We start from the raw sequence: 16045 nt of genomic DNA, 5'->3' as shown, positions 1-16045 counted from the left end.
TGCTGGCACCAGCGGCATCCGCGTGCAATGAGAGCGTGCAATGAGAGCGTGCAATGAGATGGGCGCGCCTCGGCGCGACGGGCACTACTCGCCGGCGTCGGGCGCGTGCAGTTCCATGCTGATCTGGTCGGCGTCGAGGGACTGCAGCGCCCAGGTGAGCGCGGCCGACGAGTACGTGCCGGTCTTCTGCAGCTCGAGCAGGCGCACCCGCTGCGCCTCGATCATCTCGACGCGCATGGCCCGCACGCGCTGGAAGTCCGGCTTCGGGTCGGGAACGTCGGATCCCGTGTCATCGTCGGGTCGGCGCATCATCTCGCGCGGGTCGATGCCCTTGTCCGTGAACACCTTCATCGAAACCTCGCCCAGCTCGGCCGAGAGCCTCTCGCGCTCCTCGAGGTTCACGCCGATGCCGGTGAGCCCGAGGCGACGGGCGAGCCAACCGAGAGTCCCGCCCTGGATGAGGAGGGACGACGCCGCCACGACGAAGGCGATGAGCACCAGCAGCGAGCGCGACTCCGTACCCTGCGGCAGCGTCTGGGCTGCCGCGAGGGTGACGACCCCGCGCATGCCGGCCCAGACGACGACGGCGCCCTGCTTGACGCCGAGGGGCTCGGCCTGCATGTAGTCGACGTCGGCGACGTAGCGCACCACGCGGTCGCGGAACCTCTGCGCATCGCCGGGGCGAAGCTTCGGGATCGGCCGGTCCTCCATGCGCGTCGGGTCGCCGGGCGGGATGCCGCGGCTGCGGAGCGGATTGTCCTCGTTCGGCCCGTCACCGACAGCCGGACTCCCCGCCTCCATCTGGTCGATGCGATCCTGGATGGCGCCGAACTGCTGGGTGCGGGCCGCCTTGCGCTTCGCCGAACGCGCCAACCCCTGCAGGAGCGGGCCCACATAGGCCGCACGGATGAGCACTGTGGCCACCAGCGCGACGAGGCCGATCCACACGGCCTTCCACAGCACGTCGCCGTCGGACCGGGCGTCGTCGAGGATCGTCGAGAGCTCGAGTCCCATGACCAGGAACACCGCACCCTCCAGCAGCAGTTCGATGGTGCGCCAGTTCTGGGCGTCGGAGAAGCGGTGGGACGGGGTGAGCCACCGTGCCGCTCCGGCTCCGGTGACGATCCCGGCGGCGACGGCTGCGACCAGCCCCGAGGCGCCGAGGGCCTCGGCGGGAACTGAGGCGATGAACGGGATGGTGAAGGAGATGGCCGTGTTGACGGCGGCATCCTTGACGCGGTGCCTGAGGCGCAGGTTGAGCCAACCCACCGCGATGCCGATCACGGCGGCGACAGCGACGGCGTAGGCGAAATCGCCCAAGACCCCCCAAAACGTAACTGTGGCGGCGGTCGCGGCGATGGCCGATCGCAGCAGCACGAGAGCCGTCGCGTCGTTCAGGAGGCTCTCGCCCTCGAGGACGGCGACTATGCGCGGCGAGACGCCGAGCTTCTTGACGATCGACGTGGCCACGGCATCCGTGGGGCTCACGATGGCCCCGAGGGCGATGCCCGCGGCCAATCCGAGCCCGGGGATGAGCCAGGCGAACAGGAAGCCGAGGAGCACGGAACTCAGCACGACGAGGATGACCGAGAGGCCGGCGATCGACCTGAAGTCCCGCCGGAACTCCATCGTGGGCATCGACACAGCGGCGGAGTACAGCAGCGGCGGGAGGACTCCGGCGATGATCCACTCCGGTTCGACCTCGATGTCGCCGACGAACGGGAGCAGGCTGACGCCGATGCCGAGCACCACCAGGAGCAGGGGGGCTGCGACGCCGAGGCGACCCGACGCCTGCGCCGCGAGCACGATGGCGAGCACTCCGAGCACTCCGATGACCAGCACGTCCATGCGTTCCCCCCTCGTGGGTGATCAGTCGTCGCCGTGCTCCTGCAGGGCGTGCGCGTGGGCGGCCATGCCGTCGGCCGCAGCGTCGAGATAGCCGGTGATGAGCTCACGCTCCTCGGGCGTGTACCGGGCCAGCAGCTCGGAGGAGATGCGCCCCAACGGACCGAAGAACTGCTCGGCGACGCGCATGCTGGCGTCGGCGTAGTGCAGGTGCACGCGTCGGCGATCCGTGTCGTCCCGGCGGCGCTCGAGGTGTCCGGCGCGTTCGAGGCGGTCGATCAGTCCCGTCGTCGCGGCGGAGCTCAGGCGCACGGCCGCGCCGAGTTGGCCCGGGGTGAGCGGTGATCCGGCCTGCTCGGCGTTCATCACGGCCAGCAGGGCCTCGAGATCGATCTGGTGCAGGCCCTGCAGCGTAGCGAACGCGCTCGACACCTGCTCGGTCGCGGCGTGCAGTCGTTGGTGGGCGCGGGTGATCCGGCGGAGCTGGTCGCGCTCCCCGCTCTCCTCACCGACCGGGTCGGCGACGCCTGATTCGTCCACAGTCTCATTGTGGCGGAACGACGTCAGGAATAAACTCTCGTTGACCGAGATTTATCACTACAGAGACAAAAGTTCTGCGGATGGAGGCACGATGGAGCAACGGGAAGGCGAGACCCTGCACGAGCAGCGGCTCCGCACCGAGCGGGCCGTTCGAGAGACTCTCGCTGACTTCACCCCCGAGGAGCAGGTCGTCATCGCGGCGTTCCTCGACGACGTGACCGAACCGGAAGGACCCGCGACATGAGCGAGCAGCATCCGTCGACCGCCCCCGACCGCCGCCGCTGGCTGGGCCTCGTCGTCATCAGCCTCGCCGTGGCGCTGATCATCGTGGATTCCACGATCGTCAACGTTGCCATCCCGTCGATCATCGACGACCTCGGCATCAGCTCGACGCAGGTGCAGTGGGTGCAGGAGAGCTACACCCTGGTCTTCGCGGCACTGCTGCTCGTGTTCGGCACCCTCGCCGACCAGTGGGGACGACGACGGATGCTGATCATCGGCATCTCGATCTTCGCCGCGGCCAGCATCATGGCCGCGCTCGCGCCGACGGGCGAGTTCCTGATCTTCTCGCGCGTCATCCAGGGCATCGGCGGCGCCATGATCCTGCCGACGACGCTCTCGCTCATCAACGCGACCTTCCGCGGCCGTGAGCGCGGCATCGCCTTCGCCGTCTGGGGCTCCACGATCGGCGGCATGGCCGCGGTCGGACCACTGCTGGGCGGATGGCTCACCACCGAGTACTCGTGGCGCTGGGCCTTCGGCATCAACGTGCCGCTCGGCATCCTCATCGTGGTTGGGGCGATGTTCGCCGTCACGGAGTCGAAGGCGGCGCATCCGTCACGGGTCGACGTGTTCGGTGCCGTGCTCTCGGTGATCACCTCGGCGAGCCTGGTGTTCGGCCTGATCGAGGGCCGCACCTATGGCTGGTGGCTCGCCGAGGACGGTCTCACGTTCGGCGACTGGACCTGGCCGCTGACCATCTCCCCCATCCCCATCGCCTTCGCGATCACCGTCGTGGCCGGTTCTGCCTTCGTCTGGTGGGGACTGCGGCGCCAGAAACGCGGCCAGAGCACGATGATCGCCTTCTCGCTCTTCCGGTTGGCGTCGTTCCGCAACGGCAACATCGCGGCCCTCATCGTCTCCCTCGGCGAGTTCGGCATCATCCTCTCGCTGCCGCTCTGGCTGCAGAACGTGCTCGGCTACGACGCCCTGCAGACGGGGTACATCCTGCTCGCGCTGGCGATCGGCTCCTTCGCGGCGAGTGGAGCGGCTGGAACGTTCGGTCGGCGGTTCGCCCCCGTCTGGATCGTGCGCGCCGGCATCCTCTTCGAGATCATCGGCCTGGTGCTGGTGGCTCTCGTGATCTCGGTCGACACCCCGTGGTGGCAGATCGTGATCGGCCTCTTCATCTACGGCTTCGGCGTCGGCCTGGCGACGGCCCAGCTCACCGGCGTGGTTCTCGCCGATGTGCCGGTCGAACAGAGCGGACAGGCATCGGGCACCCAGAGCACGGCGCGCCAGTTCGGCTCCGCCCTCGGAATCGCCATCCTCGGCACCGTGCTGTTCACCTCGCTGGGCAACGGATTCGACTCCCGGTTGGAGTCGGCGGTTCCGGATGCCGCCACCCGTGAGCAGCTCGTCGGCCTCGTGGTCGACAGCTCGGGTTCCGCCATCCCGGCCGTCGAGGAGAAGTCACCGGCCGCAGCGGATGCCGCCCGCGAGGCGTTCAGCGACGCGACGCGCTACTCCGCGTTCACCGCCGCCGGATTCCTCGCGCTCGGCCTGCTCGCCACGATCTCGCTCGGCTCGGGCCGACCGCGCGAGGACGAGCGGACCGGCTCACCGGCGACAGACACGGCCGCCGCTCCAGCCGCCTGAGACCCGCATTCCTATGGGACTCATGTGAATTCTGAGAATTCATGTTCGGGGTACTAGCGGCCGTTACCTCTTCGTTATATATTCAATTCAGCGTCAGTTGTTTGCTGTGGCGGCTGACGCGGAATGTGATTGCAGGACACTCTTGGTGCAAGGGAGAGGGCCGGTCGTTAGCCTCAACGACCGGCCCTCAATCACGTCCGGGCGGACTCGGAAATCACGTCTGGACAGGCTCAGATGCGCACGGCAGGGGTCGTCGACACCCTATCCTTGTACCTCGAAGGGGAGGACAGGGCATGTCGAACAAAGCAACGGCCGTCGGAGCGTGGGAGTCGCTGTTCCGCGCGCAGGTCGCTGTGATGCGCACGTTGACCCACGAGTTCCCCGCGCACGACATCTCGTTCAACGAATACGACGTGATGTTCAACATCTCGCGGCAGCCTGACCGCAGCCTGCGCCTGCGCGATCTCAACAAGCACGTACTGCTCACGCAGCCCAGCGTGAGCCGCCTGGTCGACCGCCTCGTCTCGCGCGGCTTCCTCGACAAGATCACCGACCCGACCGATGGACGAGGTGCGATCGTGACGTTGACGGATTCCGGTTACGACGCCTACCGCCGGGTCGCCGTCGAGCATGCCGAGTCGATCAGCCAGCGCGTCGGGACCAGGCTCGACACCGCCGAGCTCACTGAACTCTCGCGACTCTGCGACAAGCTGCGCGGCGCCGAGGCCTGAGGGTCGCGCGCTGCCGGTGCGGGCCCGATAACGCGCTGCCAGTGCAGGCCCGTTAAAAGGAACGATGGGACGGAGACCCTACTCCCCGCCCCATCGCGGCAGTCCCTCGCAGGATTGCCATCTCGGCCGGGCTACCCGAACATGGCCCGTCGAGAGCACACCGATGGCGCGCCACACAGGCTCCCTGATACCGCGCGAAGCGCAGTCGGGGCATGACCGAGCACAGCCGGAGCGCGGTGCTCCAGTGTGGGCAGACGGAGTTCGGGCTCCATGTCCACGTGCCTTTCGGGTCGGCTGACGTGTGTGCCGTCACAGGAGTGCGCAAAGAGCGGCGCTCGGTAGTGACGCGTAATCGGGTTGGGGCATCCGCGTGGCAGACACCTTGAGGTGAGCCTAGTGTGCGTGCGGGCCACCACAAGTACCCCGAGTGGGGGACGTGGGGGCCGAAGGACCAGGAGCTGGCTCCCTCACCCGCCGACTGAGGTGACCGATGAAACGGTCGAAAAACGTCGGGGTACAGATGTCCTCATGGATGAGGACGTGGACGAGGAAGTCGGCCCATCGGGGTGCACTCGCGTCTTTCGGGGCTCGCGCACAGATCGGCGATCACGTGCGAAATAGCCGAGACGGATGCGGTTTCGAGCGCGCTACGCACGATTCCATGCGCGACAGCCGGGGCTGCAGCTCGATGCGGCGCGTCCGTCGCCGGGACGCCCCCTCGTCCCCCGTTGGTGTGACACCAGTACTGGGTGCAGGAATTCCGGGGTACATCGCTAGGTAGGTAGTTATGCGGACAGTTACTGTCGGCCCCGAGGTACACGTCGGTGAAAGCCGACGAGTTCTCAGCACTCAGCCCTACATCAGTGTTCCGCCTCGCGTGAGGCGCGACTTCGGGCCGACACGGCCGCACCACTTCGTGGTGCGCTCGCGCGACGGCACGCACATCCGGAAGGAAATGCAACACATGAACAAGATCATCAAGGGGTCGATCGCAGGCGCCGCCGGCATCGCCCTCCTCCTCGGCGGTGCGGGAACCTTCGCACTGTGGAACGACAGCCGCACCGTTGGCGCCGGCACGATCACGGCCGGCAACCTGGCACTCGACAACCAGAGCGGATCGTGGACGAACGACGTCACCGGCGCCGCTATCGGTGACGTCGCCAACTACAAAATCGTTCCCGGAAACAGGCTCAAGTACACGGGCTCGGTGCACCTCCTCGCGGACGGTCACGACCTCACGGCCGAGCTGACAGCCACGGAATCCGGAATCGTCAGCACGATCCCGGATGCCCTCGTCACCTTCGACGCATCGTCGGGCAACTCCGCTGTCGTGAACGAGAGCGGGAACACGAACGTATTCGTCGTGACCCCTGGCAACGGTGCAACAGACACCCTTGTGAACTTCACGATCACGGTCGCGTTCAACCCCAACTCGACGACCGGCAAGAACGGCACGGTCAACCTCGGCAGCGTCGGGCTCCAGTTGAAGCAGACCACCAACGGCAACCTGGTCGCACCGACCCCGTAACCGATCGCACCACACCCGAAGTCACGCACCCGAAGGGAGGAGGAGTTCATGCGCAATCCGAAGAAGCCGTCAGAGGCAGCAGTTCCGGTGCGCCGTGAGCGCGGCTCCTCCTCCCTGCAGGGTCGACTCTCGATCCTCGTCGGCGCGATCCTCGCGGTCTGCGCCGTCACCATCGCGACATCAGGCGGTACCTTCGCCCTCTGGAACAGCCAGGCGACGGTTTCTGCCGGCACCATCCAGGCGGGGTCGTTGAGCCTGAAGATCAATGGCAACGCCTCGGCCACGGTGAATCTCGCGGGCACCAAGCTCATGCCGGGAACCTCGGTCACCTCGACGTATGAGGTCCAGTACACCGGCGACAGCGCCGCGACGCTGACGTCCTCCGTGTCCGTCATCAACGGCACGAACGTGAACGGCCTGGCCAGCTCACTCATCGTCACGACGAGACGCATCCCAGCCAGCACGACGTGCACGACATCCCCAGCCGGGACTGGGACCGCCGCCCCGGTAGGCGGTGCCCTCAACCCCGACTCCACGAAGTCGGTGGCGCTGTCTTCAGACACCTTCACGGCCTCCCCCTCGTCCACCACCGGCGTCACCTACTGCCTCGACGTGAAGCTCGACCCCAACGCTCCACAGAGCGTCTCGGGCGGTGCGGTGCAGTTCCTCGTCACCTACACCGCGACCCAGTCGTGAGCTCGCGCCCTCGAAGCCTTCGCATCCTCAGCGCCGCGGCAGTCGCCCTGGCGTTCATCGGCATCGCAGCGTCCGCGACATCGGCGGCATCCGCTGCGCCGGCGGATGCCGCATCCTTCAGCCGCGACGGCGTGACGTTCACCGCCCAACCGCACGGAGCGCTCTTCGCGGGCATCGGGGCCATCGTCCCCGGCCAGCGCGAGACGGCGCGACTCTGGGTGCGCAATGACGGCACATCGGCGCTCGTCATCCGCGTGAACGCCACCGACGTGAACGTCGACGATCCCGACTACGCCGCAGCCCTGTCCCTGCGCGCCACGACCACGACCCAGCCGTCCGGGGCACGCATGAGCTTCGCCACCGCGGAGTCGTGCTTCCTCCTGCTCGGCGAGCAGTACCTGCTGCCCGGCGAGACGATTCCCGTCACGATCCGGCTGGCCATGGGCGACGTCTCCGGCTCCCTGGCACAGGACGCGACGGCGAGCGCGACGCTCGCCGTCGGGATGCGCGAGGCGGGCGCTCCCTGGGTCGAGGACGGCGAGTGCGACGGCGACGGCGCCCACCTGCCGGTTCTCGGCGACCCCGATCCCGGAACCCCGGAGCCCACGCCCACCCCGGCACCCACCGTGCCCGCGCCGGATCCGACGCCGCAGCCATCATCACCGGCGGTCCCCGCCGGCGCCTCGGGCCCCACAGGAGCGCTCGGCGGCTCCCTCTCCTCGACCGGAACCGACGCGCTCACCTGGCTGCTCGCATCCGTCGCCCTCATCACGGGAGGAGCGCTCGCCGTGCTCCTGCCGCTCCGCAGACGTCAACGGAGGAATCCATGACCATCACCCGGAACGAGGCCCCGCGAGAGCGCGGGCTGCTGCACTACGTCGGCATCGGCCTCAGCTTCGGCCTGCTCGCTCTCGTGATCGCCCTGGCCGCCCTCCTCATCGTCGTTCCCAAGGTGGGCGGCGCTACGCCGCTCACAGTGCTCACGCAGTCGATGGAGCCGACCCTTCCGCCGGGCACCCTCGTCGTCGTCGGTCCGGTGGAGCCTGCCGACGTGCGGGTCGGCGACGTCGTCACCTACCAGATCCGTTCGGGCGAACCCGAGGTCATCACCCACCGCGTCATCGCCGTCACCTCGGCCAGCGACGGCAGCTACACCTTCACCACGAAGGGCGACAACAACGCCGTCGAGGACCCTCCCGTCGTCGCAGACCAACTCAAGGGCCGCCTCTGGTACAGCATCCCCCTCGTGGGTTGGGTCAACGCAGCGGTCAACGGAGATGCCCGCTCGTGGATCGTGCCGGGCCTGGCCATCGCCCTGTTCGGCTACGCGGCCTTCATGATCGTCTCGGGCGTGATCGTCTCGATGCGCCGCCGCCGTGGTTCCGACGCGGATTCGACGACGGATGCCGACCATGAGGCATCCGTCAGCGCCCAGGAAGGCGTCCCAGCGGATCGAACGGCGTGAGCAGCTGACGACCGACGAGCCCGACCGTGCTCGCCAGGGTCTGTCTGGTGAGGTCGCGCACGAACGGCACGTCGCGCACGGCGTAGAGCGTGAGCGCCGACGCCCAGGCCGCGTCCCGCGCCTTCTCCATCGAGAAGTTGGTGAGGAGGTCGGCGAGCGGGGTGATGGCGGCGCCGTGCTCGACGACGGCCTTCTCGAGGAACGACTGGCGGATGGGTCGCACGAGCTCACCGAGGACGTCGTTGATGCGCACGAAGTCGGCATGGATCGATCCCGACGACGGGTCGCGCTTCTTCTTCACGCACACCTTCACGACGGCCACGGCGAGGTCGTGGTTGATGTGCGCGTTCATGCCGGCGAGGGCGAACTGCAGCGGGAAGAGACGCAGCGCCCGGCGCTCCACCAGGGGCTCCCACGCCTTCGACACCGGCTCACCGGCGGCGAGCGCCTTCGGCACGGCGAGGAACAGGCCCGCGAACACGACGTCGAGCACCTCGATGAAGTCGGGGTCCTCGAAGGTGCGGTCCGTCACTCGCTTCGCAACGAGAGCCGTCACCTCGCGGTAGACGTCGACGAACACGGCGATGCCATCGGCCCTCGTCAACGGAGCACGCACGGCGTCGAGATCGCGCACGACCTTCCCGATCGGCGTCGAAGGGTCCACGACCGTGAGCACGCCGGCCATCATCGCGCCTCGAGGACGTGCACGAAGGCTTCGGGCAGCACGACGTTCTGCGTGGCGTCGCTGAAGTACGGAGCGATCTGGTCGGGGGCGTACCCGGCGATGCCGCATCCGATCTCCGTGACGAGGAAGCGGAGCTCCGGATGCTCCCTCGCGAACTCGAGGAACGTCGCGACCTGCCTCTCGATGGTGGGCAGGCCGCTCATGGTGTCGATGCCGTAGGACCGCCCCTGCAGACCCTCGGCCTGGCCCCACAGGGCTCCGAAGTGGTCGGCGGCGAACCTGGCCGCACCGCCACCGTGCGCGCCGCTGGCATTCGAGCCGAACACGAAGATCTCGTCGGGACCGAGGGTTGTGATCATGCGACCACGATGCTCCGCGGCCGACGGATGCGCAATGGTCGTTTGGGCGCCTTACGCTGCCGGTCCCTGCTGCAGCAGTACGAACCCGTTGCCGTCGGGATCGGAGAACTGGGCCTGCGTGCCCCAGCCCACCGACTCGGGGTCGGAGACCTCGGTACCCGCCGCCGTCAAGGCCGCAACCACGCCGGCGATGTCGTCGGTGTGCAGCACGATGCCCTGCTGCCACCCGGGGCCGGCCTGTCCGGGGAACGGCGGGTGCAGGGTGAAGTCCACCGAGCTGCCCGCCGGCGCCACCGACAGCCAGCGCTGATCGCCGAAGGCGTTGTCGGCGGTGACCTCGAAGCCGAGCACGTCGCGGTAGAAGGCGAGCGCCCGGTCCTGGTCGGCAACGGGGATGGTGACGGTCTGGATGGCGAGTATCGGGCGCTCCGGCATGCGAACACGATACGCCAGCGTCGCACCGACCGACCTGGCGGGGGTTCGGTGATCGGGCGGATGCAGGAACCTCCGCCAGGTCATCCAACCCCCGCCGGGTCCGCAGGACGGCGCCGAGAGCACGCACCGGGAAACGGAAAAGGCCCCGTCGTGAGACGGGGCCTGATGTGCGCCCGGAGGGATTCGAACCCCCAACCTTCTGATCCGTAGTCAGATGCTCTATCCGTTGAGCTACGGGCGCATGTTCTCCGCCGGCCAACCGGCCGGAAGCAACCTACAGACTATATCCCAGACAGTGGCGTCTCACCAATTCGAGGGACGGATGCCGCCGCCTGGCGCGCGCGGTGGCGCTCCGGCGCGCCCTCCTCCCGTGCGGCGCAGCTTCGCTCCGACGACGCACCGAGCACCCTGCGCCGTCGGAGGAAGGATGCGCCCGACAGCGCCGTCGGAGGGCGGCAGCACGCCCGGATGGGCGCGTCCCGGGAGGAGCGGCATCCGTCACCCCTTGACGGCACCCCCGAGGCCGGCGCTGCGCAGGAACAGCCGCTGGAAGATGAGGAACAGCGCCACCGGGATGATCGTCGAGATGGCGAGCGCCGCGAGGAACACGTCGAGCTCGGTCTGCGACTGGATCGCGGGCAGCCGCACCGACAGCGGCTGCACGGCGGGGTCGGGCAGCACCAGCAGCGGCCAGAGGAAGTCCTTCCAGGCCGCGATGATCGCGAACACCGAGACCACGCCGAGGATCGGCCGCGACATCGGCAGCACGATCGACCAGAACACGCGGAACGGGCCGGCGCCGTCGGTCTTCGCAGCCTCGAACACCTCGCGGGGCAGGTTGTCGAAGAAGCGCTTGACCAACAGGATGTTGAAGGCGTTGGCGGCAGCGGGCAGCCACACGGCCCAATAGGTGTTCAGCATCGACGCCCCGATGATCGGCGGATGCAGGATGGTCAGGTACAGCGGCACCAGCAGCACGACGGCCGGAATGAACATCGTGGCGAGCACGGCCATGTTGAGGATCGGGGCGTACTTCGGCTTCAGCACCGACAGGGCGTAGCCCGCCGTCGTCGCCACGAGCACCTGGAACAGCCAGGACCCGGCCGCGATCACCAGCGTGTTCACGAAGTACTGGTCGATGTGCACGTCGTTCCAGGCCGACGACAGGTTCGCCCAGTCGATGCCGTTCGGCCACAGCTCGAACGGATGCTGCAGTGTGTCCTGCGTCGGGGTCACCGCTGCCTTCGCCAGCCACAGGATGGGTCCGAGGCCCGCGATCACGAGGCCGACGAAGAGCACGATGTGCACTCCCGTCATCGAGGCGCGCACTCCCCTTCCCCGACGTTCGTAGTCCGAGAGCACTCCACGGTCGACCGAGTCGTCGAGGGACTTGCGCGTCGTCCGGCGGCGGCCCTTGCTGCTCCTGATCAGAGTCCGGCGGCCGGCGGTGTCCGAGCTCACACTCGTGGTCAATTGGTGCTCCATCGTTCGGTCAGCTTGAAGTAGGCCCAGCTCATGAGGCCGAGGAAGATCGCGAGCATGAGACTCAGCGCCGTGGCCTCCCCGTAGTCGCCGCCGAGGGAGTTCTGGAACGCGTAGCGATAGATGAGCAGCAGGATCGTGAGCGTCGCATTGTTGGGCCCACCGCCCGTGAACAGGTAGGGCTCGAGGAACACCTGCGACGTCGCGATGATCTGCAGGATGAGCATGATGAACAGCACGCCGCGCAGCTGCGGCACCGTGACGTGCCAGACCTTGCGCCAGATGCCGGCACCGTCGACCTCGGCGGCGTCGTAGAGCTCCGGCGGCACGCTGATGAGCGCGGCGAGGTAGATGATGATCGAGCCGCCGGCCGCAGCCCAGGTCGCCTCGATCACGAGGGACGGCATGGCCGTCGCGGCGCTCTGCAGCCATGGTTGCGGCGGGATGCCGACCCAGCCCAGCACGGTGTTGAAGACGCCGTTCGGGCTGGCGTCGTAGAAGACCTTCCAGAGCAGCACGGCGACGACGGGCGGGATGACGACGGGCATGTAGGCGAGGGCGCTGTAGAGGCCCTTGCCTCGCTTGACCTCGCTCATGAGCACGGCGAGGAACAGCGGGATCGGGAAGCCGAAGATGAGGGCGAGGAGCGCGAAGTAGAGGGTGTTGAGGATCGCCGTGCCGAGGATGGGGTCGCTCAGCACGCGCTCGAAGTTGTCGAGCCCCACCCAGGTGGCCGGTTGCACGAGGTTGGTCTTCTGGAAGCTCATGACCACCGACTGCACGATCGGCGACCAGCTGAACACGGTGAACACCACGAGCATCGGGGCGAGGAACACCAGGTTCGACAGCCCGCCGCCGCGCACCCAGGTCGCGGGATTGCGCCGGCGCTTCCTCTTCTGGGGCACCGATGTCGGGGGCAGGGGCGGAGCAGTGTCTCGGACCACGGGAGGATCATCCGTGACTGTCATGGTGAGAGGTTCCTTCGTGTGGGGCGGCGGTGACCCTGGTGGAGGCCGGGCGACCCGGCTGGACGATCTGGGTGGTGAGAGGTCGGGTGGCGGATGCCGGTTCCCCGCTGAACGTGGGAACCGGCATCCGTCGTGGTCCCGTCCTACTGGGCGTCGAGCAGGGCCTGGGCGTCGGTGTCGGCCTTCGTGAGGAGGGCGTCGACATCGGCGTTCTTGTCGGTCAGCACGGCCTGGATGACGTTGTCGAGGAGGCCGTAGATGGGCTGGGTCTGCCCCTTGAACTCGCCGACGGGCTTCTGGTCGAAGATGCCGTCGAAGAAGCCGGCCATCTGGTCGGTCGGCACGTTCACGTAGGGCTTGATCCACTCCTGCTGCTGGTCGTAGGTGGCCTTGTCGAGCACCGGGAGGACCGGCGTTCCGACGGCTTGGTCGCTGTCGGCGAGAGCCTTGGCGTCGGCCTGGGCGGCATCCTTGTTCAGCAGCTTCTGCATGTAGTACCAGTCGATCCACTTCACGCCGGCGTCCTTGTGGGCGTCGTCGATCTTCGGGCTCATGACGGCGATGTCGCCGCCGCCGAGCACGCCGGCGTCAGCGCCGTCGGTGGGGATGACGGTCAGTCCGTACTGCTCGGGCTTCATCGAGAAGTCGCGCACGAGTGCGGTGTAGACGTCGGACCCGCTGGTGTACATGCCCAGGTTTCCGGCGGCGAACTCCTGGTTGATGCTTCCCCAGTCGAGCAGGAAGTTGTCGCCCATCGAGTCGTCCTCCCAGCGCAGGTCGTGGAAGTACTCGAGCGTCGCCTTGGTGCCCTCGTTGTTCAGCGTCGACGTGTAGGTGCCGTCGCCGTTGTCCTTCTGCATCTCGGCGCCGCGCGAGATGGACTGCGCGGTCAGCTGCCAGCCGCCGGTGTTGCCCATCGTCATCGTGGCGTACCCGGCCTTGCCGGTCTTCTCGGCGATGGCCTTGGCGTCGGCGCGCACCTCGTCCCAGGTGGTCGGAGGCTGGTCGGGGTCGAGGCCGGCGGCGGTGAACAGGTCGCGGTTGTAGTGCAGGCCCATGGCGTACGCCTGGCGCGGGAAGCCGAAGATGTTGCCCTTGTCGTCCTGCACCTCCCCGAGGATGATCGGGTTGAACTTGTCGGCGTACCCGAGGTCCTTGACCTCCTTCGTCACGTCCATGAGCTGGCCGTTCTCGAGCAGGGTCTTGGTGTCGGTGAACGGCACGGTGAAGACGTCGGGGAGGCTGCCGCCCGCGAGCTGGGCCGCGAAGGTCGGGGCCTTCCACTCGTACTCGACGCCGATGACGTCGATGTCGGGGTTGAGCTTCTCGAACTGCTTCTCCTGAACGGCGAAGGCGTCGTAGGCGGCCTGATCGGCGCCGGGCGGGAAGGTGGCGACGCGGAGCTGGAGCTTTCCGCCGTCCTCTCCCGATCCCGTGCCGCAGCCGGCGAGCGTGCCGACCAGGGCGAGCGCGGCGAATGACGCGATCGCGACCTTGGCTGCTGACTTCATTGTCGTGGTCCTTTCGGTGCTGTGTTTCTGTTGTGTGGTGGTGGTGGGTTGGTGCTGGGTCGTACGTGATTCCGCGGGCCGGATGTCACCCGCCCGCCTCCCGATCAGCTGGGCGTGATGCGCAGCCAGGCCGTGGAGTCCGTGGGCAGCAGGCCGCCGTCGAGCGGGCCGCTGGCGAGCAGGATGGCGTCGTGCTCCGGGAGCTCGACGGCAGTGCTCGAGAGGTTGGTCACGCACAGGAAGTGCGGGCCGCGCCTGAAGGCGAGGACGTCTCCGGAGTCGCCGACCCAGGTGAGGTCGCCGTCGCCGAGTTCCTCCTCCTGTCGACGGATGCGGAGGGCCTCGCGGTAGAGCCTGAGCATCGAGGCCGGGTCGGCCTCCTGCGCCTCGACCGTGAGCGCCGCCCAGTCGTCGGGCTGCGGCAGCCACGGCTCCATCGATGCCTCGCCTGGGCTGAAGCCGAAGGGCGCGGCGGTGCCGCGCCACGGCAGCGGCACGCGGCATCCGTCACGGCCGGGATCGACGCCACCCGAGCGGAAGTGCATCGGATCCTGCAGCAGCGTGGTAGGCAGCTCCACCTCGGGCAGGCCGAGCTCGTCGCCCTGGTAGATGTAGAGCGATCCGGGAAGAGCGGCCGTGAGCAGGGCGGCCGCTCGGGCACGGCGAGTGCCGAGGACGATGTCGGTGGGGGTGCCGAAGCGCTTCTTCACGAAGGCGAACGACGAGTCCTCACGGCCGTAGCGGGTGACCGGCCGGGTCACGTCGTGATTGGACAGCACCCAGGTGCTCGGCGCCCCGACAGGGGCGTGGGCGGCGAGCATGAGGTCGATCGAGGCGCGGAACTCGGCGGCGCCCCATGGCCGTGACATGAAGTCGAAGTTGAAGGCCGTGTGCATCTCGTCGGGGCGGAGGTAGTCGGCGAAGCGCTTCGCATCCGGTACCCAGACCTCGCCGACGAGCACGCGGGTGCCCTCGTAGGAGTCGGCGATCCGGCGCCAGGCGCGGTAGACGTCGTGCACCTCGTCGCGGTCCTCGGTGGGGTGCTCGCCCGGCCCGGGGTTCTCCGGCACCTCGGCGAGCGAGGGGTCCTTGATGAGGAGGCCGGCCGAGTCGATGCGCACGCCCGCGACACCGCGATCGAACCAGAAACGCAGGATGTCCTCGTGCTCGGCGACGACGTCGGGGTGGTTCCAGTTGAGGTCGGGCTGCTCGGGAGTGAACAGGTGCAGGTACCACTCGCCCGGCGTGCCGTCGGCGTTGGTGGTGCGGGTCCAGGTGTCGCCGCCGAAGTTCGAGACCCAGTGGTTGGGCATCTCGTCGCCGTTCTGGCCGAGTCCGGGATGGAACCAGAAGCGCTCCCGCTCGGGCGATCCGGGACCGGCGGCGATGGCCTGCTGGAACCACGGATGCTGATCGCTGACGTGGTTCGGGACGATGTCGATGATCGTGCGGATGCCGAGAGCCAGTGCCTCACTGATGAGCAGTTCGGCCTCGTCGAGGGTTCCGAACGCGGGGTGGATGTCGCGGTAGTCGCTGACGTCGTAGCCGCCGTCGGCCAGCGGCGACGGGTACCACGGGTTGAACCAGATGGCGTCGACGCCGAGGTCCTTGAGGTACTGCAGGTGCTGGCGCACCCCGCGCAGATCGCCGGTCCCGTCGCCATCGCTGTCGGCGAAGCTGCGCACGTAGACCTGGTAGATGACGGCACTGCGCCACCACAGGGCATCAGCTGCTGCCTGCTCCGGGGTTCCGGCATCGAGTACGGACATGGTCACTCGGAATGCTCCTCATCGCGTGTCGCACGGGTTCGTGCGCACCGCGGAGGGCTGGTTCTACGAGCGACTCCATCGGCGTGAGGTCGAACGTAGTGTTTGTAACAGATTGACGCAACAACTCAACAATCTGCAAGCAGCTTGCTCGGA

16 protein-coding genes and 1 tRNA gene are annotated in these 16045 nt (G+C 67.9%); 7 read left to right on the top strand and 10 right to left on the bottom strand.

Annotated elements, in window-relative coordinates:
- Positions 1-84: 84 nt before the first annotated feature.
- The gene (locus ASF30_RS16635) at positions 85-1848 is read right to left on the bottom strand and encodes a cation:proton antiporter (RefSeq protein ID WP_055909232.1); all 1764 of its coding nucleotides are present in this window, start codon (positions 1846-1848) and stop codon (positions 85-87) included.
- A 21-nt stretch (positions 1849-1869) separates the two neighbouring features.
- Positions 1870-2385 (bottom strand): MarR family winged helix-turn-helix transcriptional regulator, encoded by a 516-nt coding sequence (locus tag ASF30_RS16630; RefSeq protein WP_055909230.1) that lies wholly within the window; start codon positions 2383-2385, stop codon positions 1870-1872.
- A 91-nt stretch (positions 2386-2476) separates the two neighbouring features.
- Here ASF30_RS16630 and ASF30_RS22845 point away from each other — a divergent pair, with 91 nt between their 5' ends.
- The 7 genes from ASF30_RS22845 (at position 2477) to ASF30_RS16600 (ending at position 8683) form a co-directional block, all read left to right on the top strand.
- Entirely contained in the window at positions 2477-2629 is a 153-nt protein-coding gene (locus ASF30_RS22845; RefSeq protein WP_157497479.1) for a hypothetical protein, read from the top strand.
- Entirely contained in the window at positions 2626-4263 is a 1638-nt protein-coding gene (locus ASF30_RS16625) for an MFS transporter (protein ID WP_055909228.1), read from the top strand. The genes ASF30_RS22845 and ASF30_RS16625 overlap by 4 nt, the downstream gene beginning before the upstream one ends.
- Before the next feature lie 293 nt (positions 4264-4556).
- On the top strand, positions 4557-4994 hold the full coding sequence (locus ASF30_RS16620; protein WP_055909223.1) for a MarR family winged helix-turn-helix transcriptional regulator: 438 nt from the start codon (positions 4557-4559) through the stop codon (positions 4992-4994).
- A gap of 964 nt (positions 4995-5958) precedes the next feature.
- Positions 5959-6522: an alternate-type signal peptide domain-containing protein gene (locus tag ASF30_RS16615; protein ID WP_055909221.1), complete on the top strand. Its 564-nt coding sequence runs from the start codon at positions 5959-5961 to the stop codon at positions 6520-6522.
- Positions 6523-6570: 48 nt separating this feature from the next.
- The gene (locus ASF30_RS16610; RefSeq protein ID WP_055909218.1) at positions 6571-7218 is read left to right on the top strand and encodes a TasA family protein; all 648 of its coding nucleotides are present in this window, start codon (positions 6571-6573) and stop codon (positions 7216-7218) included.
- Entirely contained in the window at positions 7215-8048 is an 834-nt protein-coding gene (locus ASF30_RS16605; protein ID WP_055909215.1) for a hypothetical protein, read from the top strand. Before ASF30_RS16610 ends, ASF30_RS16605 begins: the two co-directional genes overlap by 4 nt.
- Entirely contained in the window at positions 8045-8683 is a 639-nt protein-coding gene (locus tag ASF30_RS16600; RefSeq protein WP_055909212.1) for a signal peptidase I, read from the top strand. Before ASF30_RS16605 ends, ASF30_RS16600 begins: the two co-directional genes overlap by 4 nt.
- Here the strand turns inward: ASF30_RS16600 and ASF30_RS16595 are convergent.
- The 8 genes from ASF30_RS16595 to ASF30_RS16560 form a co-directional block, all read right to left on the bottom strand.
- Complete coding sequence (locus ASF30_RS16595) at positions 8643-9368, bottom strand: DUF5995 family protein (RefSeq protein ID WP_055909209.1); 726 nt, start codon at positions 9366-9368, stop codon at positions 8643-8645. The genes ASF30_RS16600 and ASF30_RS16595 overlap by 41 nt on opposite strands.
- Positions 9368-9727 (bottom strand): A1S_2505 family phage non-structural protein, encoded by a 360-nt coding sequence (locus ASF30_RS16590; RefSeq protein ID WP_055909207.1) that lies wholly within the window; start codon positions 9725-9727, stop codon positions 9368-9370. The genes ASF30_RS16595 and ASF30_RS16590 overlap by 1 nt, the downstream gene beginning before the upstream one ends.
- A 51-nt stretch (positions 9728-9778) precedes the next feature.
- A complete protein-coding gene (locus ASF30_RS16585; protein ID WP_055909205.1) occupies positions 9779-10162 on the bottom strand; it encodes a VOC family protein in 384 nt (127 codons plus the stop codon).
- A 168-nt stretch (positions 10163-10330) separates the two neighbouring features.
- Positions 10331-10403: transfer RNA gene (locus ASF30_RS16580), tRNA-Arg, on the bottom strand.
- A gap of 257 nt (positions 10404-10660) precedes the next feature.
- Positions 10661-11635 (bottom strand): carbohydrate ABC transporter permease, encoded by a 975-nt coding sequence (locus tag ASF30_RS16575; RefSeq protein ID WP_055909203.1) that lies wholly within the window; start codon positions 11633-11635, stop codon positions 10661-10663.
- The gene (locus ASF30_RS16570) at positions 11632-12612 is read right to left on the bottom strand and encodes a carbohydrate ABC transporter permease (RefSeq protein WP_200918471.1); all 981 of its coding nucleotides are present in this window, start codon (positions 12610-12612) and stop codon (positions 11632-11634) included. Before ASF30_RS16570 ends, ASF30_RS16575 begins: the two co-directional genes overlap by 4 nt.
- Before the next feature lie 143 nt (positions 12613-12755).
- Positions 12756-14123, bottom strand: a complete 1368-nt coding sequence (locus ASF30_RS16565; protein WP_055909201.1) for an ABC transporter substrate-binding protein — start codon at positions 14121-14123, stop codon at positions 12756-12758.
- A gap of 104 nt (positions 14124-14227) precedes the next feature.
- Positions 14228-15892 (bottom strand): glycoside hydrolase family 13 protein, encoded by a 1665-nt coding sequence (locus ASF30_RS16560; protein WP_055910389.1) that lies wholly within the window; start codon positions 15890-15892, stop codon positions 14228-14230.
- Positions 15893-16045 lie beyond the last annotated feature (153 nt).

The sequence above is a fragment of the Leifsonia sp. Leaf264 genome, from assembly GCF_001422325.1.
Taxonomy (GTDB): Bacteria; Actinomycetota; Actinomycetes; order Actinomycetales; family Microbacteriaceae; genus Orlajensenia.
This window is presented reverse-complemented; position numbering and strand designations above follow the sequence as displayed.